At 42.9% G+C, this 25,251-nt stretch carries 24 protein-coding genes and 3 tRNA genes; 20 read left to right on the top strand and 7 right to left on the bottom strand.

What is annotated here, in order from left to right; all coding sequences use genetic code 11:
• Positions 1 to 73 precede the first annotated feature (73 nt).
• On the bottom strand, positions 74 to 1,612 hold the full coding sequence (locus BTW00_RS06035; protein ID WP_371915060.1) for an aminotransferase class I/II-fold pyridoxal phosphate-dependent enzyme: 1,539 nt from the start codon (positions 1,610 to 1,612) through the stop codon (positions 74 to 76).
• A 483-nt stretch (positions 1,613 to 2,095) separates the two neighbouring features.
• On the opposite strand from BTW00_RS06035, the gene msrB reads away from it, so the two are divergent.
• The 9 genes from msrB to BTW00_RS05990 all read left to right on the top strand — a co-directional run bounded on the left by msrB (position 2,096) and on the right by BTW00_RS05990 (position 7,488).
• On the top strand, positions 2,096 to 2,521 hold the full coding sequence (gene msrB, locus BTW00_RS06030; RefSeq protein WP_075106664.1) for a peptide-methionine (R)-S-oxide reductase MsrB: 426 nt from the start codon (positions 2,096 to 2,098) through the stop codon (positions 2,519 to 2,521).
• A gap of 143 nt (positions 2,522 to 2,664) precedes the next feature.
• Positions 2,665 to 3,150, top strand: a complete 486-nt coding sequence (locus BTW00_RS06025) for a glutathione peroxidase (protein ID WP_075106663.1) — start codon at positions 2,665 to 2,667, stop codon at positions 3,148 to 3,150.
• A gap of 363 nt (positions 3,151 to 3,513) precedes the next feature.
• Positions 3,514 to 3,589, top strand: a tRNA-Val gene (locus tag BTW00_RS06020).
• A 37-nt stretch (positions 3,590 to 3,626) separates the two neighbouring features.
• Positions 3,627 to 3,703, top strand: a tRNA-Asp gene (locus BTW00_RS06015).
• 348 nt (positions 3,704 to 4,051) lie between these two features.
• Entirely contained in the window at positions 4,052 to 4,318 is a 267-nt protein-coding gene (locus BTW00_RS06010; protein WP_075106662.1) for a YrhK family protein, read from the top strand.
• 216 nt (positions 4,319 to 4,534) lie between these two features.
• Entirely contained in the window at positions 4,535 to 4,897 is a 363-nt protein-coding gene (locus BTW00_RS06005; RefSeq protein WP_075106661.1) for a helix-turn-helix transcriptional regulator, read from the top strand.
• 48 nt (positions 4,898 to 4,945) lie between these two features.
• Complete coding sequence (gene arsC, locus BTW00_RS06000) at positions 4,946 to 5,353, top strand: arsenate reductase (glutaredoxin) (RefSeq protein ID WP_075106660.1); 408 nt, start codon at positions 4,946 to 4,948, stop codon at positions 5,351 to 5,353.
• Positions 5,340 to 6,113: an arsenical resistance protein ArsH gene (arsH, locus tag BTW00_RS05995; protein WP_083603586.1), complete on the top strand. Its 774-nt coding sequence runs from the start codon at positions 5,340 to 5,342 to the stop codon at positions 6,111 to 6,113. Before arsC ends, arsH begins: the two co-directional genes overlap by 14 nt.
• A gap of 67 nt (positions 6,114 to 6,180) precedes the next feature.
• Positions 6,181 to 7,488 (top strand): arsenic transporter, encoded by a 1,308-nt coding sequence (locus BTW00_RS05990; RefSeq protein WP_075106659.1) that lies wholly within the window; start codon positions 6,181 to 6,183, stop codon positions 7,486 to 7,488.
• A gap of 231 nt (positions 7,489 to 7,719) precedes the next feature.
• On the opposite strand, the gene BTW00_RS05985 is transcribed toward BTW00_RS05990, so the two are convergent.
• Together BTW00_RS05985 and BTW00_RS05980 are read right to left on the bottom strand one after the other, a co-directional pair.
• A tRNA-Asn gene (locus tag BTW00_RS05985) sits at positions 7,720 to 7,795 on the bottom strand.
• A gap of 256 nt (positions 7,796 to 8,051) precedes the next feature.
• A complete protein-coding gene (locus tag BTW00_RS05980; RefSeq protein WP_075106658.1) occupies positions 8,052 to 9,254 on the bottom strand; it encodes a pyridoxal phosphate-dependent aminotransferase in 1,203 nt (400 codons plus the stop codon).
• A gap of 522 nt (positions 9,255 to 9,776) precedes the next feature.
• On the opposite strand from BTW00_RS05980, the gene BTW00_RS05975 reads away from it, so the two are divergent.
• The 4 genes from BTW00_RS05975 to BTW00_RS05960 all read left to right on the top strand — a co-directional run bounded on the left by BTW00_RS05975 (position 9,777) and on the right by BTW00_RS05960 (position 15,001).
• Positions 9,777 to 10,514: an SDR family NAD(P)-dependent oxidoreductase gene (locus tag BTW00_RS05975; protein WP_071001945.1), complete on the top strand. Its 738-nt coding sequence runs from the start codon at positions 9,777 to 9,779 to the stop codon at positions 10,512 to 10,514.
• Between the two features lie 66 nt (positions 10,515 to 10,580).
• Positions 10,581 to 12,308 (top strand): NAD(P)/FAD-dependent oxidoreductase, encoded by a 1,728-nt coding sequence (locus BTW00_RS05970; protein ID WP_075106657.1) that lies wholly within the window; start codon positions 10,581 to 10,583, stop codon positions 12,306 to 12,308.
• A 60-nt stretch (positions 12,309 to 12,368) separates the two neighbouring features.
• On the top strand, positions 12,369 to 13,424 hold the full coding sequence (locus BTW00_RS05965; protein ID WP_075106656.1) for a DUF1365 domain-containing protein: 1,056 nt from the start codon (positions 12,369 to 12,371) through the stop codon (positions 13,422 to 13,424).
• Between the two features lie 122 nt (positions 13,425 to 13,546).
• Positions 13,547 to 15,001 (top strand): cyclopropane-fatty-acyl-phospholipid synthase family protein, encoded by a 1,455-nt coding sequence (locus BTW00_RS05960; RefSeq protein ID WP_083603585.1) that lies wholly within the window; start codon positions 13,547 to 13,549, stop codon positions 14,999 to 15,001.
• Between the two features lie 116 nt (positions 15,002 to 15,117).
• On the opposite strand, the gene BTW00_RS05955 is transcribed toward BTW00_RS05960, so the two are convergent.
• The gene (locus BTW00_RS05955) at positions 15,118 to 16,290 is read right to left on the bottom strand and encodes an MFS transporter (protein ID WP_075106655.1); all 1,173 of its coding nucleotides are present in this window, start codon (positions 16,288 to 16,290) and stop codon (positions 15,118 to 15,120) included.
• Between the two features lie 105 nt (positions 16,291 to 16,395).
• Between BTW00_RS05955 and BTW00_RS05950 the strand changes: the two genes are divergently transcribed.
• The 4 genes from BTW00_RS05950 (at position 16,396) to BTW00_RS05935 (ending at position 19,704) form a co-directional block, all read left to right on the top strand.
• Positions 16,396 to 17,286 carry a LysR family transcriptional regulator gene (locus BTW00_RS05950; protein WP_256714014.1) on the top strand — a complete coding sequence of 297 codons (891 nt, stop codon included), beginning with the start codon at positions 16,396 to 16,398 and terminating at the stop codon, positions 17,284 to 17,286.
• 39 nt (positions 17,287 to 17,325) lie between these two features.
• Positions 17,326 to 17,736 carry a DUF2177 family protein gene (locus tag BTW00_RS05945; RefSeq protein WP_071001940.1) on the top strand — a complete coding sequence of 137 codons (411 nt, stop codon included), beginning with the start codon at positions 17,326 to 17,328 and terminating at the stop codon, positions 17,734 to 17,736.
• A 154-nt stretch (positions 17,737 to 17,890) separates the two neighbouring features.
• Positions 17,891 to 18,442, top strand: a complete 552-nt coding sequence (locus BTW00_RS05940) for an acyl-CoA thioesterase (RefSeq protein WP_058025103.1) — start codon at positions 17,891 to 17,893, stop codon at positions 18,440 to 18,442.
• A 173-nt stretch (positions 18,443 to 18,615) separates the two neighbouring features.
• On the top strand, positions 18,616 to 19,704 hold the full coding sequence (locus BTW00_RS05935) for a cation diffusion facilitator family transporter (protein WP_075106653.1): 1,089 nt from the start codon (positions 18,616 to 18,618) through the stop codon (positions 19,702 to 19,704).
• A gap of 188 nt (positions 19,705 to 19,892) precedes the next feature.
• Here BTW00_RS05935 and dps read toward each other — a convergent pair whose 3' ends face one another.
• Positions 19,893 to 20,375, bottom strand: coding sequence for a DNA starvation/stationary phase protection protein Dps (dps, locus tag BTW00_RS05930; RefSeq protein WP_058025104.1), 483 nt, complete (start codon positions 20,373 to 20,375; stop codon positions 19,893 to 19,895).
• Between the two features lie 454 nt (positions 20,376 to 20,829).
• Between dps and uvrB the strand changes: the two genes are divergently transcribed.
• The 3 genes from uvrB to BTW00_RS05915 all read left to right on the top strand — a co-directional run bounded on the left by uvrB (position 20,830) and on the right by BTW00_RS05915 (position 23,994).
• A complete protein-coding gene (gene uvrB, locus BTW00_RS05925) occupies positions 20,830 to 22,941 on the top strand; it encodes an excinuclease ABC subunit UvrB (protein WP_075106652.1) in 2,112 nt (703 codons plus the stop codon).
• A 201-nt stretch (positions 22,942 to 23,142) separates the two neighbouring features.
• On the top strand, positions 23,143 to 23,403 hold the full coding sequence (locus BTW00_RS05920) for a hypothetical protein (RefSeq protein WP_256714013.1): 261 nt from the start codon (positions 23,143 to 23,145) through the stop codon (positions 23,401 to 23,403).
• 213 nt (positions 23,404 to 23,616) lie between these two features.
• Positions 23,617 to 23,994, top strand: a complete 378-nt coding sequence (locus BTW00_RS05915; protein WP_058025107.1) for a hypothetical protein — start codon at positions 23,617 to 23,619, stop codon at positions 23,992 to 23,994.
• Between the two features lie 107 nt (positions 23,995 to 24,101).
• Here the strand turns inward: BTW00_RS05915 and BTW00_RS05910 are convergent, their stop codons facing one another.
• Together BTW00_RS05910 and BTW00_RS05905 are read right to left on the bottom strand one after the other, a co-directional pair.
• Positions 24,102 to 24,491, bottom strand: coding sequence for a hypothetical protein (locus BTW00_RS05910; protein WP_058025108.1), 390 nt, complete (start codon positions 24,489 to 24,491; stop codon positions 24,102 to 24,104).
• Between the two features lie 173 nt (positions 24,492 to 24,664).
• On the bottom strand, positions 24,665 to 25,180 hold the full coding sequence (locus BTW00_RS05905) for a hypothetical protein (RefSeq protein ID WP_075106651.1): 516 nt from the start codon (positions 25,178 to 25,180) through the stop codon (positions 24,665 to 24,667).
• Positions 25,181 to 25,251 lie beyond the last annotated feature (71 nt).

Below are 25,251 nucleotides of genomic sequence, written 5' to 3'. Positions count from 1 at the left end.
AGCTTATTTTAGAGCCATAAAAAACGCTTATCAGCATGACGCTGATAAGCGTTTTTTAATGTCATATGAGGGTTTACTCAGTGCCAAACTGCTGGCGTTTTTTTGCAAAAAATCGGTCCAATCTATCCATTGCATTTTCTAAGTCAAGCAAGTTAGGCAAAAAGACCAAACGAAAATGATCTGGCTTGTCCCAGTTGAAGCCTGTGCCTTGTACCATCAACACGTTTTCTTCGACGAGTAAGTCCATCATAAAGTCCATATCATCCGTGATGGGGTAAACCTCTGGATCCATTTTTGGAAAACAGTAAAATGCACCTTGCGGCATGGTACAAGAAATACCTTTAATCGCATTGAGACGTGACACCGCCATTTCGCGCTGCTTATATAAGCGACCTGATTCAGAGGTCAAGTCTTGCATACTCTGATGGCCGCCCATTGCTGTTTGGATAGCGTATTGTCCTTGAACATTCGAGCATAGGCGCATAGATGCCAACATATCTAAGCCTTCAATAAAGTCAGCCGCGTGTTGTTTGCGTCCAGACACCATCATCCAACCTGAGCGAAATCCAGCAATACGGTGCGATTTTGACAAGCCATTATACGAGAGTACCAATACTTCATCAGTCAAGGTGCTCATCGGGGTATGCACATTATCATCATAGAGAATACGATCGTAAATCTCGTCCGCCATGATGATTAAGTTGTGCTCTTTAGCGACTTCGATAATTTGTTTTAATAACTCGTCGCTATAAAGGGAGCCTGTCGGGTTATTAGGATTAATAACGACGATGCCTTTTGTTTTACTGGTAATTTTAGATTTGATGTCCTCAATATCAGGATGCCAGTTGTCTTCTTCGTTACAGCGATAATGTACAGCGGTGCCACCAGCGAGGTTAGCCGCTGCTGTCCAAAGCGGGTAATCTGGCATCGGAATCAGGACTTCGTCACCATCGTTCATTAATGCTTGCATGGTCATAACAATCAGCTCAGAGACACCATTACCCAGATAGACGTCACGTACATCAACTGCTGATAAGAGGCCTTTAGACTGGTAATATTGCAAAATGGCTTTGCGCGCTGAAAAAATCCCTTGGGAGTCTGAATAACCCGTTGCCTCAGATAAATTCATCGCCACGTCACGCAAGATTTCATGAGGCGCTTCTAAACCAAACGGGGCTGGATTGCCTACATTTAGCTTCAATATGCGCTTACCCTCTGCTTCCATTTTATTGGCAGTCTGGAGTAGGGGGCCGCGAATGTCATAGCAGACGTTTTGTAATTTATCGGATTTTTTTATGGTGTTCATAGCGTGACCATTTATCGAGTGGTTGTGTGAAGTTTTATCATGATTAAAAGATGTCGTATTAGAAGATAAAATCGGTTGAGTCGTAGTTGCTTTAGTGCTCGTCGAATTGAGCTCGCTTTGCTTTGTAGATGATGCTAAATCATCGGAGTCAGCAGCTTCGTTTTTAAGCTCACCGCGCAATAAGTAGCCTTCGCTACAACCTAAAATGCGTGCGAGTGTGGGCAGCTTCGATGAGACAATACCATTAGTGCCGCGCTCCCAGTTGGAGATAGCACCGCGACTCACCTTTGCACCAGCGGCTGTCATTGCTTGTGCTAGCTGCTCAGCGGTAAATCCTTTGTCTCGGCGTAGCTGTACCAGTCGCTCTGCTTGTGTGCTTTTACTATTGCTATCAGACATCGTTATTTGAGCCTTTATCAATCAGTGAACATGTAATAGGCGATGTAACACTAAATATTGTTTTATGACTAGCCAATGCAAGATATTATTGCATTGCAAAAGATATTGCAAGAGATAGAAACGCTTTTTATAAAATGCAAGAATAACTTGCAATATTGTGTCTTTTTCCCTTTCCCTTGATGCTCATATCTATAGATAAGCGAATATTATTGGCTATATTCTATTCAAAGGTTGCTGCTCAAAGCACTATAAATCACATATCATTGGCAGTACTCTTTTTGAACATGCCTTGAATAGTGAGTCGTGAACCTTCACATATAACCCATCGTTTTTATAATAATATGGCGATAAAATAGTTATCAATAATAAATAACCGAGTAAGGGTGCATTATGCAAGACAATCAATTAAGCAAAGAAGAAATCAGCCAATTGACCGAAGCTGACTGGAAAGAACGTTTGAGTGCTGACGAGTATCATGTGATGCGTGAAAAGGGTACAGAGCGTCCATTTACAGGTGTTTATAACGATGCAACTGATGATGGTGTTTATCGCTGTAAAGGCTGCGGTGCCAGTTTGTTTGATTCAAGCAATAAGTTTGATGCGGGCTGCGGTTGGCCAAGTTTCGACCAAGGCCTAGATAACAGTGCTATCGATGAGCACGTCGATAACTCATTGGGCATGACGCGTACCGAAGTTACCTGTAGCAACTGCGGCGCACATTTGGGTCACGTATTCCCTGATGGGCCACGTGAGACGACAGGTATGCGCTATTGCATCAACTCAGTATCTATTGATTTAGATAAATCTGAGAAATAAGTTCTTCATCTGATTTTAGAAGTGTGAGAGGGGAAGTACAGAGTGCTTCCTTTTCAAGGGTTTCTAATATTCATGTGATAAAGAAAACGGCGTTATTGAAACAAATAATCAAAATAATAAAATTCTCAATTTAAGGATAGATGATGAGTACTATTTATGACTTCACCGCTGAGCGTATGGACGGCAGCTCGCAAGCGTTTTCCGAGTATAAAGATAAAGTATTGCTAATCGTTAATACGGCAAGCAAATGTGGATTCACTCCGCAGTTCGAAGGGTTAGAATCGTTATATCAACAATACAAAGATCAAGGGCTAGTCGTTATCGGCTTTCCTTGTAATCAATTTGGCAGCCAAGATCCCGGTAGCAATGATGAGATCGGCGCGTTTTGTCAAAAAAACTATGGTGTCAGCTTTCCTATGATGGCGAAAATTGATGTCAATGGCGCAGACGCTCATCCTATCTATGACTGGCTTAAAGACCAAAAAGGCGGCCTACTGACAGATGGCATCAAATGGAATTTCACCAAGTTTTTAATCGATAGCAAAGGGCAGGTCATCGATCGTTATGCGCCAACGACCAAGCCAGATGCCATCAGAAAAGACATTGAGCAAGCATTAACCAATAAGTAAGTATCGAGTCTAAAAAAATGATTTTTTATGAAAATATAAAATCAATAAAAACATATGCTTGCTAAAAATTTTGATATAAAATTGAAAAATATTTAAAAAATTGAAAAATAGCGTTTGACAGCCAAGTGTAAATCTATATAATACACACCCACAGCAAGGGGACTTACTTAGATAAGCCCAGCTGATTAAGTTAACATTGAGTGTGACAGCTAATGTTAATGAAGCAATACTTTAAATTCTATTTAAAGAATTTCTCTTGTAGTAGAAGTTAGACCTTATATTGGGTACTGAGCTTCTAGAATTTACGAAAATGTAAATTCTCTTGCGCTCGGACGAAGCAGTGCTTCGTTTGCTCCTCGCTCAGGGTGATTAGCTCAGTTGGTAGAGCGTCTGCCTTACACGCAGAATGTCGGCGGTTCGAATCCGTCATCACCCACCACTTCTTAGCAAGTGGCTAAACAAGCTAAGAGACCTAAGCAGCGGTAGTTCAGTTGGTTAGAATACCGGCCTGTCACGCCGGGGGTCGCGGGTTCGAGTCCCGTCCGCTGCGCCATATTTAAAACGAATTTAGACTGTAAAGTTTAAGCAAGTTTCGCCTCAAACATTAGATTGTTTGAGGTTTTTTTGTGTCTGGGTGTTTTTGCTTAATGTCATCATATTTTGGTATATTGCAGATGAGCCCCCACGATAGCACGATCATCAATCGAAAATCGTTTTTGCCACTATTTTCAGTAATATGAAATATAAGTAAAAATTAGCCTTAAAATTATTGGATAAATAAGCCATAGCAGGTATTAATCTCTTTATTTTCGTACGCCTTACAGCGCCTTCTGTTGACAGCGGCATTTGCAGACTGATATATCTGTTTGCCTAATAAATATAGATATATAAGGGATGCATTTTGAGTGATAGTAAAAAGCTAGATTTAGGGGTTGGACAAGACCATATTGTGATACAGCGCCGCTATGATGCATTAGGCGCAGTCAATGATTTACTTATCGCTATTTGGTTTTTGATTGGTAGTTTTTTCTTTTTAAAGGAATCACTGACAACGGATGGTACATGGTTATTTATCCTCGTCAGCGCGCAGTTGCTTATAAAGCCACTGATCAAGCTGATCAGCTTGATTCATGTTGGTCGAGTATACAACCCATCAAATCAGCGGTAATTTATAGCGTTAGGTAGTAATGAGCTTGTTATAACCCATAAGCTGTAACTATAAATACAATCAATTTATTCAGTATCACTCCTAAGGATAATAGCCACTAGTGCTAGAAGTAGTTTGGCTCATTGAACGATGGTGAGTGTTCTTTGATACTTCCAAAAGAAAAAATTTCATCCAAAAATCATTGAATTATTTCCATATGTCTGTATTATTGGACATATGGAGATAACTACTGCTACTGCAAGCTTTGCAGCACTTTCTCAAGACACTCGTCTAAAGGCTTTTAGGTTGCTGGTCGGCCACGAGCCTGACGGTCTCCCTGCGGGTGAAATAGCCCGTCAGCTCTCTGTGCCGCACAATACCATGTCGGCGCATCTAGCGGTGCTGGCACGAGCAGGGTGGGTGGTCTCACAGCGACAGAGCCGGCAAATTATCTATCGGGCGTCGCTCTCACATATGGATAGCGTCATTCAATTTTTATTACAAGACTGCTGTGCAGGCCATCCAGAATTGTGTGCCTCACTCATCGACAGTTTAAGTGGCTGCAGGGTAAGTGAATCTGCTGAGCAAGATAATCATTAAACCAATAATCGATTCAATAAACATACTGATAAAATAGGTAAGATGACGATGAAACCTTTAATTTTTCATAACCCTAACTGCGGAACCTCTCGCAACACACTTGCCATTATGAAAGCGTCAGGGGAGACGCCAGAAGTAGTGGAATATCTAAAAACTCCACCAACGCGAGCACGCTTAGTTGAGTTATTAGCCCAAATGCAAATCTCTCCAAGAGAGTTGCTAAGAAGTAAAGAGGTGATTAATGATGAGCTTGGCCTAGACAATCCTGAGCTCTCTGATGATCACATCATCGATGCCATGATCGCGCATCCTATTTTGATCAATCGTCCGATCGTAGTGACTGATAAAGGTGCGGCCTTATGTCGTCCTTCAGAGCGCGTGTTTGAACTGCTAGCCAATCCAGTAAATAGCTTTACAAAAGAAGACGGCGAGGTTGTTACTCATGACAAACACTGAGGTTGACCAAACATTAGCCGTTGATCCTACTGTTTCGCCAGAATTTAGCTTAGACGATTTGCCCAATATTGATATAGATAATCTTCAGCCTATCGATATTGATTCTTTGGTTGCGCCAAATGACTCACGTCATCCGCCAAAAATACTAGTGCTATACGGTTCTGTCCGTGCGCGCTCGTTTTCTAGATTGGCCGCTGAAGAGTCTAGCCGATTGCTACGTTGGTATGGTTGTGAAGTAAAAATGTTTGATCCATCCGGCTTGCCGTTGCCTGACGATGTAGACTCAGACCATCCCAAAGTACAAGAATTGCGGGAGCTGGCGCAGTGGTCAGAAGGCATGCTGTGGGTGAGTCCAGAGCGTCACGGCAGTATTACCAGTATCATGAAAGCGCAAATCGACTGGATACCGCTGTCACTAGGTGGCGTGCGTCCAACTCAAGGTAAAACCCTAGCACTGATGCAAGTCAGCGGCGGTAGTCAGAGCTTTAATACAGTTAATCAAATGCGTATTCTCGGGCGCTGGATGCGGATGATTACTATCCCCAACCAATCTTCGATACCCAAAGCGTTCTTAGAGTTCAACGACGACAATCGCATGGATATGTCTCCGTTATATCTGCGTCTTGTCGATGTCTGTGAAGAACTAGTGAAGTTTACCTGGCTCACACGCGGACGTTCAGATTATCTCACTGATCGTTATTCAGAACGCGTTGAGAGTGCTGAAGAACTATCGAGCCGCGTCAATCAAAAATCGATCTAACCTCCTAATCGATCTAATTTCCTATATGAAATCGGCTGAATAAAATCAGCTTAAGTAAGGTTGTACAATGCTTGCATTTGCTATTTTTGTGGTCACTTTAGTCTTAGTTATCTGGCAACCTAAAGGATTGGGCATCGGCTGGAGCGCCATGGGTGGTGCTTTAGTCGCATTAGCGCTTGGCGTCGTGCAGTTATCAGATGTGGGTATCGTCTGGGATATTGTTTGGGATGCGACCTTTACTTTTGTGGCGTTGATTATCATCTCGCTTATCTTAGACAGAGCAGGATTTTTTGGTTGGGCAGCGCTGCATGTGGCAAGGCTTGGTAATGGACAAGGGCGACTGCTTTTTCCGATGATTGTCATATTGGGTGCGTTTATTTCTGCCTTTTTTGCCAATGATGGGGCGGCGCTATTACTGACGCCGATTGTGATTGCTATCTTGCTGCGCCTTAATTTTTCGCCGCCATCCGCTTTAGCCTTTATCATCGCGACGGGTTTTATCGCTGATACGGCAAGTCTGCCCTTGGTTACCTCAAATTTAGTCAACATTGTCAGTGCCAATTATTTCGATATTGGCTTTGGTCGTTATGCGGCGGTCATGGTGCCTGTGAATATCGTGTCCGTATTGGCGACGCTACTGGTATTGTGGATGGTCTATGCCCGTCATATTCCCAAGCACTATCCAGTCGATAATCTAAGCGCCCCAGCGTCCGCTATTACCGATCCATTGGTCTTTCGTGCCGCTTTTCCATTGTTGGGTTTGCTATTGGTTGCTTATTTTGCGACCGAGCCGCTAGGGTTACCTATTTCACTGGTCACGGGTATCGCTGCTGTTGCGCTAATGGCAATCGCTGGCCGCATATGGCAGGGCGGTCGCGGTGCGGTGGTCTCTGTGAGCGATGTAGTACGTAAAGCGCCTTGGCAAATCGTACTATTTTCAATTAGTATGTATCTAGTGGTATACGGTCTGGGTAATGCAGGACTTACGGCCTATGGTGCGCAAGTACTCAACTGGTTGGGTCAACAAGGCGCAGTCATTGCTACCGTTGGAACTGGGTTTTTATCAGCGATAGTCGCTTCTGTTATGAATAATATGCCAGCAACCCTAGTCGGCGCGCTTGCGATTGATCAAGTACAAGTACCTGCAGCAACACGAGAGCTTATGATTTATGCCAATGTCATCGGTAATGATTTGGGCCCTAAGTTTACGCCGATTGGTAGTCTGGCTACTTTGCTATGGTTACATGTGTTGGCAGAGAAGGATTACAAAATCAGTTGGGGACAGTATATTAAGATTGGATTAGTGATTACACCGCCAGTGTTGTTAGTGACCTTGTTAGCCTTGGTGTTCTGGTTGCCACTGTTGCCAAGTTAACTGATGAAAAACTTACTACAGTAATATCCTATCGTGACAATGATATTTATTTTTAAATATCATTGTCACTATCAAGTATGAAACAAAGTAGTTATTAGCGTTTATCAAAATGGCAACGGTAATAAAGCATATTAAATGAGACACATAAAAAAACCCCCATCAAAGTGATGAGGGTTTTGGCAAATGCCATAATTGAATTAATCATAATTCAAAAAATTTACTACTAAAATGTGGCTCTCCAACCTGGGCTCGAACCAGGGACACACGGATTAACAGTCCGTTGCTCTACCAACTGAGCTATTGGAGAATAGGCTGTAAGTAACTAATCGCTTACAACGAGCCTTAGAAGTCTCTAACGAGTTCTTGCTAAGTGGGGCGTATTCTAGCAAAGTTAAAAAATACGTCAAGCCTTTTTTTGCATAATTAGTAAAAATTATCATTTTAATGATGAGATAGCGTGTTTTTCCTAGTTATGCCTAAGACTCTCGCACAAAAAGACGCCCTATAGAATGTATAGGGTGTCTTTTTAATGAACAGCGGTAAGACTCGTTGCTATTTAAAATTTATTCAGCAACGTCTAAGTCAGCCACTGCTTTTTCGATACGCGATAGTGCATCTTTCAATGTTGCCTCATCAGTAGCGTACGAGATACGCATATAGCCACCAAGACCGAAAGCATCACCAGGTACGACTGCGACACCGACTTTTTCTAGCAACCACTCTGAAAACTCAGTACATGATGATAGGCCAGCGGCTTTGATGAGTGGCTTGATTTCAGGATACACATAGAATGCACCATCAGGGCGCAAGCAAGTGATCCCTTTAATGGCGTTTAGACCATTAACAACTAGGTCGCAGCGCTTCTCAAATGCCGCTACCATTGGCTCAAGTACGCTCTGATCGCCACTGATGGCTGCTTCTGCAGCGACTTGGCTGATGGAGGTTGGGCATGAAGTAGACTGTGACTGTACTTTTTTCATCGCGCCGATGAGTTTGGCAGGGCCGCCAGCGTAGCCAATACGCCAGCCTGTCATCGCATAAGCTTTAGACACACCGTTTAGGATAATGGCACGGTCTTTTAGCTCAGGCGCGGCATTGAGGATATTGTAGAACTTATCACCCGTCCAGCGGATGTGCTCGTACATGTCGTCTGATGCCACATACACGTGTGGATGCTTTTTCAATACTTCAGCGATGGCTTTTAGCTCGTCCAACGTATAAATCATACCAGTCGGGTTAGAAGGGCTATTCAATACCAACAGTTTGGTTTTTTCAGTGATAGCGTCTTCTAGCTGCTCAGCGGTGATTTTGAAGTCTTGTTCAGCGGGGCATTTTACGATGACTGGCACGCCTTCTGCGATGATAACCATATCAGGATAGCTCACCCAGTATGGTGCTGGGATGATGACTTCGTCGCCAGGATTGATAAACGCTTGGGCAAGGTTAAAGAATGACTGCTTACCACCGACCGATACTAGGATTTCGTTTGGCTCGTAGCTGATGTCATTGTCACGCTTGAATTTCTCTATGATGGCGGTTTTTAGCTCTGGCGTACCATCAACAGCGGTGTATTTGGTGAAGCCATTATTGATGGCATCGATTGCTGCTTTTTTGATGTGGTCAGGGGTATCAAAATCAGGCTCGCCTGCGCCCAAACCGATAATGTCTTTGCCAGCTGCTTTTAGTTCTTTTGCTTTATTAGTAATCGCTAGCGTAGGAGAGGGTTTGATGCTATTGACGCGGTCAGACAGTTGCAACTCGCTCATGAGAGATCCTTTTTTATATGGGAGTGGGATTGGTAAAAATCGATATTAATTATATAACGCTTTTATCACTATCAGGACAAGATATCAGGCAGTTTAGACAATCACCTCATTTTATCGTGAAGATAGCCACCATTTGATCATAAATGAGACGCTCATCCATGTCTGCGCGGCTATTTTAATATTGTAGCATGCTGATATAGCGCTGTCTTATCACACTGATAACAAAACATTGCGGACTGTCTTTTAGCATGACTCACTGTATAAATATGAAGACCACAGTAAAGATAAGATGCTTTTGTTGTGGCAATTGCGAAGACACAACAATAAACCTATAGCCGACCACTATAACTATTTAGGTTTGTTAAATAAGATGGCGTATAGGTTAATAAAAACAAGCCATATAACAGAGCACAAATACGCTCAGATGAAAGCTTGCATCCGAATTTAAAGACAGATCTATTCAGCTCTTTGTTGAGCGATACGCTTTTCATATTATAAGAACATTTAAAAAGGATATTCACGATGACAGATTCTGCTGAAAAACAACACATTCTTATTACTGGTGCGACCTCTGGTATTGGTAATCAATTGACCAAGGATTATCTGCTAGAGGGCCATACCGTGTATGCTGTCGGCCGTGATGACGAGGCGCTGGCTGAGCTAAAATCGCTCGGCGCAGAAACGATTGATTTGGACCTGATGGATCGGGATAAAGTCATTGCAGCGTTTGAAAAAGTCGACACCATTGATTTGGCGATTTGCGGTGCTGGCATGTGTGAGTATTTAGATATGCCAAACTTCGATAGCGAAGTATTTATGAAAGTGATGTCAGTCAATATGGGTACGTTGTCTCATGCCATCGAAGGCGTATTGCCAAAGCTCATTGCGTCTAAAGGTCGCCTAGTCGGTATCGGTTCAGCGTCTGCTTACGTGCCGTTTGCCCGTGCTGAAGCTTATGGTAGCTCAAAAGCTGCTATCCATTATCTGATGAAAACATTACAGATTAGCCTTGCACCACACGATGTGTCGGTCAGCTTGGTCGTACCGGGTTTTGTCGAGACGCCGATGACTGAGCAAAATGATTTTCCTATGCCGTTTATCCAGACGCCAAAGCAGGCCAGTCAAGCCATCCGTGATGGCATAGAAAGCGGTCATGAGGTTATTGAGTTCCCAAAAAAATTAACGATGCCACTAAAAGCATTGGGCACACTACCTGATTTAGTCTGGCAGCAAGTCAGTGAAAAGCTCAATAAAAAGTAATTTATCATTATTAACAAACCTATCATCCACTATAAAAACAGCAAAAATATAGAAGGGAATGCTTTTATGCCGTTTATTCGTTTCAAGCGTGCAAATAACCAAAAAATTACGGACAGCAATGATGCCAAAAATGCTGACCATCAGGGAACGCAAAAACGTATTGCCGTTATTGGCTCGGGTGTGTCAGGGCTGACTTGTGCGCATTACTTAGGCGCGCAACATGAGGTGACCGTTTTTGAGGCCAATGATTATATCGGCGGGCATGTAAATACCATTGATGTGGCACTACAGGACGGCAAAAAAGCAAAGACTAGTAACGTAGAGAGCAGCGCCATAGACACCGGTTTTATTGTTTTTAATGAGCGTACTTATCCTAATTTCTTCCGTTTGCTCCACGATCTGCAAGTGCCATTTCAGGCGACGGATATGAGCTTTTCGGTCAAAAATACCGCACGTCGTTTTGAATACAATGGGCATACGCTCAACACCTTATTATCGCAGCGCAAAAACGTACTCAATCCAAAGTTCTGGCAGTTTATCAAAGATATCTTGCAGTTTAATAAGCACATCAAGCAGCTCCGTCAAGATTATGATAGTGCGCGTGCTGCGGGGCAAGACATTAGCGGATTTACTGAGCAGACGCTAGGTAATTACTTGGCTCAACAAAACTATGGTCAGCTGTTTACTGATAACTATCTACTGCCCATGGTATCTGCCATTTGGTCAACCAGTCTGGATGAAGTGCAAGATTTCCCACTGGTGTTTTTTGCGCAATTTTTTGACAATCATGGCTTACTTGATGTGGTCAATCGTCCGCAGTGGTTCACGATTAAAGGCGGCTCAAAACAATACGTTAATAAACTGATTCCACGCTTTATCAAAGCAGGTGGCAAAGTGCGAGTCAACAGTCCAGTACAGTCTGTGACGCGTGATGGTGAGCAAGTGACTTTGACAGTACAGAATGCTTTGACAGTGCAGGATAAAGGTAACGCTGACAATCGTAGCGAAAACCTTGTATTCGATGAAGTCATTTTTGCCTGCCATGCAGACACCGCATTGAAGATTCTAACAGATGCCAGTACCACTGAAACTGAGGTGCTGAGTCACTTCCGCTTTACCAAAAACACGGCTGTATTGCATACCGATACGAGCGTCTTACCCAAGAAGCCACTGGCATGGGCAAGCTGGAATTACCTTATTGATGAAAAACCTTCAGACAATGTGACAGACAAGAATCAAGCTGGCGTAAATACACAAACACCTGAAAAACCCGTGCTAACGTATCATATGAATATCTTGCAACGTCTGACCAAGAAGCATAATTATTTGGTCACATTGAATCATGAGATAGATGATCAGCAAATCGTCAAAAGCATTGATTATAGCCATCCAGTGTTCGATCTAAAGATGATTGAGGCGCAAACCAAATGGTCAAGTATCTCTGGCATTGGGTTGCATACGCATTTTTGCGGAGCATATTGGTTTAATGGCTTTCATGAAGATGGCGTACGCAGCGGTCTACGTGTGTGTCAGGCGCTCGGTCATGATATCGATATAAAAGATGAAGTTGATCCAGCGCATTTGCCTGCTGCGGATAGCGCACATACGCCGTTTCGTTATAAAGACTTGCCAGTAAAGGCTGACACAAAGGCACGCACCCTTGATAAGCGTCAGATTAACACTGCGACCACCAATCAGGAGCTGGTTGAGTATGCTGAGCGCTTACAGAGTGAGGATCATGATAGTTCCCAAAATAAAAAACGTGGTTTATTTGCTCGCCGTAAAGCCAAATAGCTTTGCAAGCAATATTGCAAATTGTTCTATCATCATGTGCCTTTACCGAAGAGAGTGTCTATGACCGTGTCCACCAAACCTACTAATGATATGTTACGTCATGAGCTAGATTGTGATACTACTGTTTTACCGCATCAATTGCTTGAGGGCACGACATGGCATAGTCGGTTGCTACCTAGTGTGAATAAGTTTGTTTATCCGTATCGCTATTGGGGTATCAATATCAGTGCATTGGCGGCAGGACAGGCACTGCCAGAAGTAAACACGGCAGCTTTGAGTGACCATAAGGTTTTAGGCGTATCACACCTGAGCAAGGTATTACCAAAGAAGTTATTGGCAAAGGGATTGCCTTTATTTTCAGCCAAGACAAAGGCGCTACAACAATTTTGCCCTAATGATTATCTAGAGGGTTTCAATAGCCTAAGTAACAATGAAAGCCTAAATGACAATGAGAACATAAGTGACAATGAGAGCATAAATAGCAACGAAGATATTGATAATGACCTACCGTCTAATCAAGCGCTAAAGCAGCGTCTGAGCCAAGCATTTATCAAACATGCAGGTAGCAGTCCTACAGGAGATATGTTGGGATTACTTGTCTGCCGTAATGCAGGTATGTATTTTAGCCCAGTTAATTTTTACCTAGGGTTTAATGAGCAGCAGACGCCTACGCACTTATTGGCTGAAGTATCCAATACACCTTGGGATAAGCGTCATTACTATGGGTTTTTGCTAGAAGGAGAGGAGACTGAGTTTTGTCATGACAAGGACTTTCATGTGTCACCTTTTAATCCTATCGATCAGCTATACCGCTGGCAGGTGACGATAAAACGTACACAACAACATACGGCAGATAAGCAGTCAAGCACAGGCTTGCAAGTTCGTATCGCTATTGATATCAGTGATGAGCGTGGGGAGGTCCTAAAAACGGGTATAAAGATATCAGGGGTGCCGCTGACAGAAACCACCGTTCGCAATAGCTTACGAAAAAACCCACTGATGAACATGACCTCGTTAGCGCGTATTTATGGGCAAGCCTTTAAACTCTATGCGATCAAAAAGGTGCCTTATATCAATTATGATGAAAAGTTAGCGGATAGCCAACAGCAAAAATAAAACAGTCCAAAAGACAGCCATTAGCAATTCAAAGCCATTAGCTATTTAAAGTCATTAGCAATCCAAAAATTTCATGAATGTTAGACCAACTAATAAAGCATTTAGACAAGGATAAATACACGATGCCAGCCAGACTGACCGATCGAGCACCAGCCACAAAACTAGAAAAATTAACTGCTCGTGTGAGCAAAGTAGTTAATGAAAGCGCGGTACTACAGCCAGTCAGCAATAGTGTGAATAACTTAGCGAGAAAGCTAATCTTTCGTGCGCTACAGCATATACAGTTTGGTAGCCTCACGCTGATTGAAACATTTGACGAGCAGGAACCTAAGACAAGTAGTTTTGGTAAGGTAGCTACTAATGACGCTAGTAGCTCGGCGGTTGGTCGCCATTCGCTACACGTGACATTACAGATTCATGATTCTGCTGTCTATCGTCATCTATTACTTGGTGGCTCTATCGCGCTAGCAGACAGCTATATCGATGGTGAATGGGATACGGATGATCTAACAGGTTTGATTCGTTTGGCAGCTCGTAACTTAGCAGTGCTCAATAAACTAGAGAATCGTTTTGCTGGTATTAGTAAAGCCTTTGAAAAAGCGAAGCATCAGCTACGTAGCAATGACAAATCTGGCTCCAAATCCAATATTCTAGCGCATTATGACTTGGGCAATGATATGTATCAGCGTTTTTTGGATGATACGATGATGTACTCGTCAGCCGTATATCTGACGCCTGATGTGACGCTTAGAGATGCGCAGCAGCACAAACTGTCGCTCATATGCCAACGTTTACAGCTTAGTGCTGATGATAATGTGATTGAAATTGGTACAGGGTGGGGTGGTTTTGCTATCTTTGCAGCCAAGCACTACGGCTGCCATGTGACCACCACGACTATCTCTGATGCCCAGTATGATGAAGCGAAGCGACGAGTCGAGGCGGCAGGTCTGTCTGACAAAATTACACTACTCAAGCAAGATTACCGCGAGCTGACAGGTCAATATGACAAGCTAGTCAGTATCGAGATGATTGAAGCGGTGGGACATGAGTACTTACCAACATTCTTTGCCAAGTGCAATAGCTTGCTCAAACCAACGGGTCTTATGGTATTGCAGGCCATCACTTTTAATGATCAGAATTATCAAGACTATATCGATTCGGTCGACTTTATCCAAACGCATATTTTTCCAGGGGGCTGTCTGCTATCCAATCAAGAGCTGACGACACAGTTTACTGAGCAGACTGACATGGTCATCAAGCAACTACATGATTATGGCTTTGATTATGCGTACACGCTGCGTGATTGGCGTGCTGCGTTTATGGCACAGCGTGCAGAGATTCAAGCGCTTGGCTATGACAATGCCTTTATCCGCCTATGGGAGTTTTACTTCTGTTACTGCGAAGGGGGATTCTTGGAGCGCACGATCGGTGTGGTTCAAGTCACTGCGGTGAAGCCTAACAATATTGACACGCTGCATTTTTCCGATTTGCCAAGTGCGGTCTTAAAAAACGAAACGGTTTCGAACGATGAGACGGCCTTTAATGACGCAGATATGGCAGACACAGCGACAGTATAAGTTAAGTGATATAGATACGGCTTTTTCATAACACTTATATGGTCTCATACTGTATAGACAGTTTGAGACCCTTATGTTGAGAGGTTGTATATTGAAAAGTTTTACATTGAAAGGTTCTATGATGCTTGCAGGGCACGCTTATCACGTAGACCTGAATAACGTGTAACCGCTAGTGCCATTAAAGATATGACAGCACCGATCCAAGCTGTATCTTGCAATGACATATTTTCAACCACGCTACCACCGATGATTGAGCCTAGTGCAATACCGATATTAAATGCAGCAATGTTCAATCCAGAAGCGACATCGACGGCATTCGGTGTATATTTTTCAGCTTGCTTGACCACGTAGATCTGTAGGCCCGGTACATTACCAAAGGCAAAAGCACCCCATACCAAAATAGTCAGCACAGCAGCAATCTTGGATTGCATAGTAAAGGTAAATAGTAAAAGAATGACACTTAAGGCGCTAAATATAATGCTAAGCGCACTAATAGGGCCACGTTTATCTGCAAGTTTTCCGCCCCAGATATTACCAATAGCAACGGACACGCCATATACGAGCATGATAAGACCAATGGCTGATGGTGCAAATTTGGTCTGCTGCTCTAAGATAGGTGCTAGGTAGGTAAATGCCGTAAACGTACCGCCATAACCAAGAATAGTCATTAGATAAACCATTAGTAATTGTGGTTTTACAATGACTTGTAATTGCTCTTTGAACGTTGCAGGAATAGATTTTTTTAGGTTTTTCGGTACTAATATGGCGCTACCAATTAAAGCGATTAAGCCCAGTGCTGAGACGACCAAAAACGTAGCGCGCCAACCGAAATGCTGTCCAATCCATGTACCTAAAGGTACGCCAGTGACGAGCGCTACAGTAAGCCCAGTAAACATAATGGCAATTGCGCTGGCTTCTTTCTCTTTACTAACAAGGCTAGTAGCAATCATGGAACCAATAGAGAAAAACACACCATGCGCCAGACCGGTCAAGATACGGGCAAGTATTAAGGTTTCATAACTGGGTGCTTGCCAAGCCAGCAAGTTGCCGATGACAAACAGACCCATTAGGCTCATCAGTACTATTTTACGATTCCAGCGACCAGTGAGTGCAGTAAGGATAGGGGCACCGATAGCGACACCAACGGCATATAGGCTGACGAGCAACCCTGCTGAAGGCAAGCTCACGCCCAAATCGGTGGCAATAGTTGGTACCAATCCAACAATGACAAATTCGGTTGTCCCAATTGCAAATGCGCTTAGAGTAAGCGCCCATAAAGCGAGTGGCATAACGACATCCTAATAATTAAATAATGCGCGTAGTTTGACCGATTTATAGTTTGCAAAAAACAGCACAAATGACAAAATACCTTTGTTAATTTTGTAAAGGTCATCATGATGATGGGACATGCTAAAACAGAAGATATAGAGATATTTTTGACCGTAGTGGATACGGGCAGTTTTACTGGCGCTGCCAACTTGCTGAATCAGCAAGTCGCTAAAGTATCTCGTGCGGTGTCCAGACTCGAAGATACGCTGCAATGCACGCTATTGAATAGAACGACACGGCGCTTAGAGCTGACGGAGGAAGGGCATGTCTTTATTATATATGCGCGTGAGAGTTTAAATACGTTATATACCGGTGAAGAGGCAATTAAGCTGTTAAAACAAGCGCCGAGTGGGCATCTACGAATTGACGCTGCGAGTCCGTTTGTATTGCATCAGCTGACGCCTTTGGTTGGTGAGTTTGTGCAGCAGTATCCGCATATTACGCTTGATTTGACCTCGCATGACAATGTTATCGACTTGCTTGAGCACAAGACGGATCTGGCTATCAGAATTGGCGATTTAAAAGACTCAAACTTGCATGCGCGTCTATTGGGTAAAAGTCAGCTGCGGCTAGTAGCCAGTCCTGAATATTTATATCAGCATGATGAAGTAGCTCATATTGATGACTTGAGCACTCATAAATTAATTGGCTTTAACGATGCGTCGAAGCTAAATAGCTGGCCACTAAAAACACCAGTGAAACTGAACTTTCATATGACTGGCAGTAGCGGCGAGACCTTGCGTCAGCTGTGTTTAAATCATCAAGGTATCGCTTTACTGTCACATTTTATGATTGGTGACGATTTGAAATCTGGACGATTGGTTGAGGTGTTGCCTGAGGCGATAGTAACACCAAACAATCGCGAAGCCATACAGGCGGTCTATTACAAAAATAGTGCTTTATCATCGCGTATTTTAGCATTTTTAGATTTTATTCAGCCACGACTGACATTATAAGTTTTATCCGTTTTTATTCATTTTATAAGGGGTATTATCATGGGTTATGTTTTTATTTATCTCGCCGCGGTGGTTATCTTTCTAGGCGTAGATGCTGTTTGGCTAACGACCATGAAAGGGGCTTTTTATGAGTCGCGTATTGGTCATCTATTGGCGGATGAGCCAAATATGATGGCAGCTGGTATCTTTTATATGTTTTATATCTTGGCACTCTGCATATTGATTCTATATCCACAAATCAAAGCAGGTGCATCAGTTGGTCATATTTTCTTACTTGGTGGTTTGATTGGTCTAATGGCCTACGGTACATATGACTTTACTAACTTGGCACTATACAAGGGCTTTACGCTAGATACCGCACTCGTTGACTTTGTATGGGGCGGTGTTTTAACGGGGTCAGTCAGCGCGATTGTCGCTTGGCTGGCTTATCGTTTTCATTGGTTGAGCTAACCAAGATCGCCCTTATTCATAAAAGCTGGCCCTATATAGCTCTAATTTACATAACCTAGACCGATTAGAGACATAGGGCTGTTTGCGCTATTTGGTGTCCTACTGTATAAATGGTAGGCACAACAAATAAGTGTCAAACCATTTAAGGAACGTTATGTCGCAATACAATACCAGCTCGACTGCCAAAAAAGCCCCACTGAAACATGAACTATATATGTCGATATTGATGACGCCTGATATGGCAAATTTTATTGGTAATGTCCATGGCGGTGATTTGCTAAAGATGCTCGATCAGGTCGCTTACGCTTGTGCCAGTCGTTATAGTGGTAGCTATGTCGTGACATTGTCCGTGGACCAAGTTATGTTTCGTGAGCCTATTTATGTGGGCGAATTAGTAACCTTTGCAGCCAGTGTCAATCATGTGGGAAATACCTCAATGGAGATTGGCATTCGTGTTGAGGCAGAAGATGTGCGTGCTCGTACCGTGCGCCATACCAATAGCTGCTATTTTACAATGGTTGCTATCGATGATAATGGCAAGCCAACTCCTGTCCCTCCGCTTGTCATCAAAAATAAATTACAGCAATGCCGTGCCGATGCTGCAAAAGAGCGAAAAAAACTGCGTATGGAAAGCGCACATCGTCCCAGCTGTGACCTCGAAACAATGAATAGCAAGTTTGATGAAGTTGAAGATATTGCTAAATAAGCTAGCAATTTTAATTATCAACTTTTAGCTGACTAATAACCAACACCTTATACAACGACTCACTAAAAAGACACTGATATTGTAAAGCGCTTACTTTAAGCTGATAGGTATTTCAAGCCATTCGTCCATGGTGAATATATTCACTATCAACATGTTATTCCAGTGAGTTTAGTATGAGTCTAAAGCCATCCGTTGGTAATCCCCAACATCATTCGTCAGCTTCTTCTAAAGTGCCGAGTCATCGTGCGCGTGTAGCTGGCAACCTGACAACCTTCAATGATCCTAAATTAAAGCATACCCTTAACCAAAGTCCTGAAACCAACGATGAACACTCAGGCTCGCTCATTACGGTGTTGATTGCCGTTGGTGCCAATCTCATTATCGCCATTGCAAAAACAGTGGCCGCTTTTATAACAGGATCTGCTTCCATGATTGCTGAAGCAGCTCATTCATGGGCGGATGCGGGCAATGGTACGTTGCTGATTGTCGCAGAAAAAAAATCTGTTAAACCTGCTGATAAGAGCCATCCATTAGGCTATGGCAAAGAATCCTATGTCTGGTCAATGATTGCTGCTTTTGGTGTATTTACGGCAGGCTCGATTGTGTCTATTTATACGGGTATTAAAGAGTGGAATGCTACTGAATCTGGGACCAACTATACGATTGCTTTTATCGTTTTAGCGGTAGCGTTTGCACTTGAAGGATTTTCATTGATTCAAGCATATAGACAAAGTAAAAAGCATGGTGAGGCGCTCGATATTAGCGCGCTTGGCTATGTGGTAGATACCTCTAATCCTACCTTGCGCGGTGTGTTTTTTGAGGATTTAGCTGCCGTTATTGGCTTGGTGGTTGCCGCCGCCGCTATGGGCATGCATGCCTATACTGGAGAGGCTTATTGGGATGCGCTTGGTTCTATCATTGTAGGCTTGTTACTGGGGGTGGTCGCGATATTTTTGATTAGCCGTAACCGTGATTTTTTGGTGGGGTATAGAGTCACTGACCGTATGCACGAGTATGTGTTGAGCGAACTGCTAAATCATCCAGATATCGATAGTGTGTCCTATCTACACCTAGAGTGGGTTGGTCCTAAAAAGATCTTTATGGTCGCCGCAGTGGATATCGCAGGCAATCAGAAAGAAGAACATGTCGCTCAAAAGTTTGAGGAGATTGAAAACTTGTTCCGAGATAACCCTGTATTCCAAGAGGCAATTTTGACACTATCGGCACCAAATGCTGATATTCTGAAATTAGAAGATATTTGAGCTATACAGCAAGTCAATAAAAGAGAATACAGTAGACGGATTCATTGACAGCAGGTAGATTGTTAAATATTCGATACGTGATTCATTGTGTAAGACACAAAAAAGTGTAAGACACAAAAAGCCGTCAATAATGACGGCTTTTTTTATTCGTAATTATGAGCCTAAAATACCCATTAATTCACGGATACTTATTTCTTTGGCGCATTCGCACCGATGAACCAAGCATCTTTATCGATGATGCGACTAGCTTCAGTGAATAGGTCAGCGGTATCTTCATCACCGGCGTCGCCAGCAGTAGCAATGGCTTCTCTTAATGCCTCTGCTACTTTTTTGTAGCGGTTAGTTAGCTCGCGTACGTGTTGATCTACTTCAGTAATATCAGTTGGGTAATCATCTAAGATAGACTCTTTTACCACACGACTTGCCAGACCGTTTGGTTGGCCACCCAAAATCACAATACGCTCAGCGATAGTATCTGATACTTCAAGGATACGATCTGATGTTTCGTCTAACAACTGATGCACACCGATGAAACCAGTACCTTGTAGGTTCCAATGGCACTGTTTGCCATCTAAGGTTAGGTCGATGACGTTTGCTAGGTTAGCGTTTAGCAAATCAATCATTTTTTTGGCGGTATCGTCTGAAATTCCACTTGCGTAACGTTCTCTCATATTTTACTCCGTTATTTATTTAAAATTATTATATTGAATGAAAATCTCAATGTATTGTTATTAGTCTTTTACTCTTACCTGATGACAATCAATCCAAAATAAATATCAGAAATATCTCTATCAATCGGCTGATAAGTCACCTGCTTGTTAATTCATGATCGATAATAACAGCTTAAATCGATGTTGGAACCCCTGAGTGTTAGGCTTTGTTAGGTGGTCGTGTAACGGGTTTGTTAACCGTGAAAATCTTTGTAAATTTATCAAAGTCTGTGTGCGTTTTTTATAACAACGGCAGGTTTATTTATCGATAAATAGTATCTTTACAGACTTATATTTGTGTAGCGCGATATGGCAATATGTATAAGATAAGACTCGTCATTATCCGTTAAAAAGCCTTTAAAAACCGCTGCTCAGACTCCATATTGTTATAAACTTTAATAAGAAGAAAATTACTATGAGAATGCCTGAACCGCGCTCATCGCGTCAGTTAAACCAATTGGCCACTCAGCTCCAAGGCGAAGCTGAAATCAGTGGTGTCAATGCGTCTGGGACGAAAATATCCAGCCGTGCCTTTGAGATGGTCACCGATTTTGAGCCAGCAGGCGATCAGCCGCAAGCCATCGAAAAACTGGTCAATGGTATCAATTCTGGTATGGATGAACAGCTATTGCTAGGTGTGACGGGCTCTGGTAAAACTTATACCATGGCTAAGGTTATCTCAGAGTGTCAGCGCCCAACCATCATCATGGCGCATAATAAGACCCTTGCCGCGCAGCTATATGGCGAGTTTAAGTCGTTTTTCCCGAACAATGCGGTTGAGTATTTTGTCAGTTACTATGACTACTATCAGCCAGAGGCCTATGTCGCTGCTAGCGATACCTTTATCGAAAAGGACAGCGCCATCAATGATCACATCGATCAGATGCGTCTGTCAGCCACTCGTGCACTACTTGAGCGTCGTGATGCGATTATCGTTGCATCGGTATCGTGTATTTATGGCTTGGGTGATCCAGAAAGTTATTTAAAAATGCTATTGCATGTGGTGGTTGGTGATCAGATAGATCGTACCGCAACTATTAAGCGTTTGGTTGAGATGCAGTACACCCGTAATGAGTTAGATTTTGGCCGTGGTACCTATCGTTTGCGTGGTGAGCTGTTAGATATCTATCCTGCTGAGTCTGAGCAGCTGGCGGTACGCGTGCATTTGTTTGACAATGAAGTGGAGAAAATTACGTGGTTTGATCCTTTGACAGGCAAAACTGTACGCAGCGTGCCACGTATTACCATTTATCCAAAATCACATTATGTAACGCCGCGCAATAAGTTAGAAGCGGCCAGTGAAACCATACGCGCTGAGCTGGAGCCGCGGTTGGAGTACTTTCGTGAAAACAATAAGCTGATTGAAGCACAGCGCCTCAAAGAGCGTACCCAGTATGATCTTGAGATGATTCAGCAGCTCGGCTACTGTAACGGTATCGAAAACTACTCGCAGCATCTCTCTGGTCGTCCATCAGGGGAAGCGCCGCCGACGTTGTTTGATTATATTCCAGAAGATGCTCTGCTGTTCCTTGATGAATCGCATGTTACGGTCTCTCAGATTGGCGCGATGTATAAAGGGGATAGATCACGCAAAGAAAACTTGGTCAACTATGGCTTTCGTCTGCCAAGTGCGATGAACAATCGCCCAATGAAGTTTGAAGAGTGGGAGCGCATCAAGCCTAAGACGATTTACGTCAGTGCCACGCCAGCGCTGTATGAGCTTGAACACAGTGAGCAGGTGGTAGAGCAGGTTGTACGTCCAACGGGTTTGATTGACCCTGAGATTGAGATACGCCCTGTCTTAACGCAGGTCGATGATGTGCTATCTGAGATTACCAAACGCCGTGAAAAAGACGAGCGTGTATTGATTACCACATTGACTAAGCGTATGTCAGAAGATTTGACCAGCTATTTAAAAGAATATGGTGTTAAGGTTGCCTATTTGCATTCAGATATCGACACGGTAGAGCGTATGGAGATCATTCATGAACTACGTACTGGTAAGCATGATGTGTTGGTCGGCATCAACTTGCTGCGCGAAGGTTTGGATATGCCTGAGGTCTCATTGGTGGCGATATTCGACGCAGATAAAGAAGGGTTTTTGCGTTCTGAGCGTTCACTTATTCAGACCATTGGTCGTGCAGCACGTCATTTGAACGGCAAGGCCATTCTCTATGCAGATCGCATTACTCCAAGTATGCAAAAGGCGATAGATGAGACAGAACGTCGCCGCGACAAACAGATTGCTTTTAACCTTGAGCATAATATTACGCCAAAAGGCGCGCGCCGTAGCATCACTGATAAGATTGATACAGGCGAAAGCCTAGATGCCAATGACAATCAGGCCATCCCAGTCAAGAGCAATTTGCCTGATGTCGATATCAATATCTTGCGTAGTCCTGATTTATTGGCCAAAGAAATCAAACGTCTTGAGAAGCAAATGCAGCAAATGTCGCGTGATTTGAAATTTGAAGAGGCGGCGAAGACCCGCGATAAAGTGCTGGAGCTTAAAGCGCATTTGATCTGATTGTCTGTATTAAATAATATAAAAAATGGGGTGCGCACTGAGCACCTCATTTTTTTGGTCTATTCGATAGGAGGGCGCTGACAAAGATTGAAATAGAACCCAATGCCACTTACCATATCGGTATCAATCTTATAATTCATACAGCATTCCAAAGCATTGGCTCATGATGGGTTCGGTAGTTTGCCATATACAGTGGAGTTTTTGGAATCGACAAAATTTAGGCGTATTGTTTATGGTGCTTACCAATATCTACCCTCACAAGCCAGCTTTATATTTCATGAGATAAAGGGAGACGTACAAACCTATATCAACAGAATGCGCGAGCATGGTATTGCGGTTGGTCGCGAGTTTGCGCCCATCACAGGTTTCAATCGTCTAACGCTTGGCAGACCTGATGAGATGGCAGTATTCGTTGAGGTGCTCAAATCATTTCGTGAACAAGGCTGGGTTCAATCACTATAAATAGGATAGTGTCATGATAAGACTTGAGGCAAGCTCTTTATTTTTACCAACATCAAACGCAGTTTTACATATCGCACCTTAAAAAATTTCTCTCTATCTTATAGAATAGCCGTATAAAGCATGATCTACTCAGCATATACATAAAAGCTTTATTACAGCAATAGAAGTAGGCATGCTCATGTATTTTATAATTATAAAGTTAGGGAAGTACTTATGTTTGATATCAAGTCGTTTTTTAAGCGGGAAGTAGAAAAAAAGCTTATCAACGTGGACGATTATATTTTTATGCCTGAGCGGGTAGAGATGGAGCTTGAAGGTGGTCAACTAAACTGTGTGTTAAATAGTGATGGGCGTGTAGATATTTTTTATAGCAAGGAAGGGGTAACTGAGGTTGGTTCAGCGTCACGCAAGCATCCTTTTACTGCATTTGAAAAAGAGCTGTATCATGGTATTTATGATGATGTTATTACCGAATTAGTAAAAGAGGTGGATAAAATTATTGATGGCTCTTCTAAGTATTTCCGACGCAGCCAGACATTGCCTTTTACAGCTGCTCTATCCCAAAACCCAGCTGATTCAAACAAATTTTAGGCAAATGCGATAACGTAAGTAGATAGTATAAAGCGTCAAAAAAAGGGGTGTGCTATTGGTAGCGCACCCCTTTTTTTGTGACGTTTTTTATTTATTAATATTGTGCTCTATTTGACAAAACTAGCATAGCAGCTTTGAAGCGATTTGGCGACAACTCTAGTGACCAGTTGAGCGCGATACTGAGAATCGATAGCGGCATTACCCAATTCAACGATGGTCACTTGCTGCGGGGCTTGCTCACTCACGCAACCACAAACGTTACTTTTAACAGACTCTTGCTGCGCTTCCGTCATGGCGACGCTTGCAACACGCCAAGCGGTTTGTTTTTCAATTTGGCTACGGCATTGGTTGTCGATCGCCGCTCTAAAGACATTCATGCCAATCTCATTTGCGGTACCAATTGCTGTGCCTGTGCCGTTATTTGTAGCACCTGTCGTGGTGCAGCCTGCTAGCGCGACAGTAGCCAGCATAACGGTCGATGCCAGAAGTTTTTTCATAAGTGAATCCTTTAAGGTATTTGATAATCTCTAAAGTGGTATATTATCAGTAAAACATGGTAATGGCATCATCAACCAGTCGCCTGAGACAGTCTGCAATGCAGTCATTCACAAAAAAGCCAGCTAAAAAATCTCATAGCTGGCTTTGTAGATATGGCGTTGCCTAATGTTTATTAAACATTTTTACCATGTTGTTTTTGCTGAATGTCTTTTGCAAGCTTATAGCATTCGTTGATGTGATCAGTGGCGATTTTCTTAAAAATCGTATAACCCATGGTCGCAGCAACTAGTTGACCGCCTAATGGGATAAATTTGGTGACTTGTTTGGCTGCGATACGACCACCAAAGCCTTGAATGGTTTTCTTAACGATACCACGCGTTGCCATCAACCCTGCAAAATCTACAGTGCGGTCTTTGACAGCACTCCAATGAACTTCACGTGACTGAAGATCGATTGCTGACTGACGGTCTTCAATCAAACCAAAGCGTTCGCTGATCTCAGGGATCAATTGCGTCAGCATACCAGCGTCGACTGCCACATCAAAGAACGGTACAGGAACGATGGCAACACCAGCAGAAACTCTGGCACGTTTTTTGACCATACCAAGGCATTCTTTTTTGACTTTATCAAGATCTAAGCTAGGATCAATCGTATTTGGTAGTTTTTCAGCAGCTGGTGTGGTTTTCATAAAGTATCCTTATAAATAATTAAAATATTAATGATGTAAAATTCAATAATTAGCAAGTCTCTCAGTTGTTT

The organism is Psychrobacter sp. C 20.9 (assembly GCF_001921765.1).
GTDB lineage: Bacteria > Pseudomonadota > Gammaproteobacteria > Pseudomonadales > Moraxellaceae > Psychrobacter > Psychrobacter piscatorii_B.
Note: the sequence above shows the minus strand (reverse complement) of the source record. Positions and strands in the feature narration are given on the sequence as shown.

What these genes read in the sequence shown, in the direction of transcription:
- BTW00_RS05970 (WP_075106657.1), top strand. Translation starts at nt 10,581, where the DNA reads ATGCCGTTTATTCGTTTCAAGCGTGCAAATAACCAAAAAATTACGGAC.
- uvrB (WP_075106652.1), top strand. Translation starts at nt 20,830, where the DNA reads ATGAGAATGCCTGAACCGCGCTCATCGCGTCAGTTAAACCAATTGGCC.
- BTW00_RS05940 (WP_058025103.1), top strand. Translation starts at nt 17,891, where the DNA reads ATGTCGCAATACAATACCAGCTCGACTGCCAAAAAAGCCCCACTGAAA.
- BTW00_RS05945 (WP_071001940.1), top strand. Translation starts at nt 17,326, where the DNA reads ATGGGTTATGTTTTTATTTATCTCGCCGCGGTGGTTATCTTTCTAGGC.
- msrB (WP_075106664.1), top strand. Translation starts at nt 2,096, where the DNA reads ATGCAAGACAATCAATTAAGCAAAGAAGAAATCAGCCAATTGACCGAA.
- BTW00_RS05975 (WP_071001945.1), top strand. Translation starts at nt 9,777, where the DNA reads ATGACAGATTCTGCTGAAAAACAACACATTCTTATTACTGGTGCGACC.
- BTW00_RS05905 (WP_075106651.1), bottom strand. Translation starts at nt 25,180, where the DNA reads ATGAAAACCACACCAGCTGCTGAAAAACTACCAAATACGATTGATCCT.
- BTW00_RS06035 (WP_371915060.1), bottom strand. Translation starts at nt 1,612, where the DNA reads ATGACAGCCGCTGGTGCAAAGGTGAGTCGCGGTGCTATCTCCAACTGG.
- BTW00_RS05965 (WP_075106656.1), top strand. Translation starts at nt 12,369, where the DNA reads ATGACCGTGTCCACCAAACCTACTAATGATATGTTACGTCATGAGCTA.
- arsH (WP_083603586.1), top strand. Translation starts at nt 5,340, where the DNA reads ATGACAAACACTGAGGTTGACCAAACATTAGCCGTTGATCCTACTGTT.
- dps (WP_058025104.1), bottom strand. Translation starts at nt 20,375, where the DNA reads ATGAGAGAACGTTACGCAAGTGGAATTTCAGACGATACCGCCAAAAAA.
- BTW00_RS05990 (WP_075106659.1), top strand. Translation starts at nt 6,181, where the DNA reads ATGCTTGCATTTGCTATTTTTGTGGTCACTTTAGTCTTAGTTATCTGG.
- BTW00_RS05915 (WP_058025107.1), top strand. Translation starts at nt 23,617, where the DNA reads ATGTTTGATATCAAGTCGTTTTTTAAGCGGGAAGTAGAAAAAAAGCTT.
- BTW00_RS05980 (WP_075106658.1), bottom strand. Translation starts at nt 9,254, where the DNA reads ATGAGCGAGTTGCAACTGTCTGACCGCGTCAATAGCATCAAACCCTCT.
- BTW00_RS05950 (WP_256714014.1), top strand. Translation starts at nt 16,396, where the DNA reads ATGATGATGGGACATGCTAAAACAGAAGATATAGAGATATTTTTGACC.
- BTW00_RS05935 (WP_075106653.1), top strand. Translation starts at nt 18,616, where the DNA reads ATGAGTCTAAAGCCATCCGTTGGTAATCCCCAACATCATTCGTCAGCT.
- BTW00_RS05955 (WP_075106655.1), bottom strand. Translation starts at nt 16,290, where the DNA reads ATGCCACTCGCTTTATGGGCGCTTACTCTAAGCGCATTTGCAATTGGG.
- arsC (WP_075106660.1), top strand. Translation starts at nt 4,946, where the DNA reads ATGAAACCTTTAATTTTTCATAACCCTAACTGCGGAACCTCTCGCAAC.
- BTW00_RS05910 (WP_058025108.1), bottom strand. Translation starts at nt 24,491, where the DNA reads ATGAAAAAACTTCTGGCATCGACCGTTATGCTGGCTACTGTCGCGCTA.
- BTW00_RS06025 (WP_075106663.1), top strand. Translation starts at nt 2,665, where the DNA reads ATGAGTACTATTTATGACTTCACCGCTGAGCGTATGGACGGCAGCTCG.
- BTW00_RS05960 (WP_083603585.1), top strand. Translation starts at nt 13,547, where the DNA reads ATGCCAGCCAGACTGACCGATCGAGCACCAGCCACAAAACTAGAAAAA.
- BTW00_RS06005 (WP_075106661.1), top strand. Translation starts at nt 4,535, where the DNA reads ATGGAGATAACTACTGCTACTGCAAGCTTTGCAGCACTTTCTCAAGAC.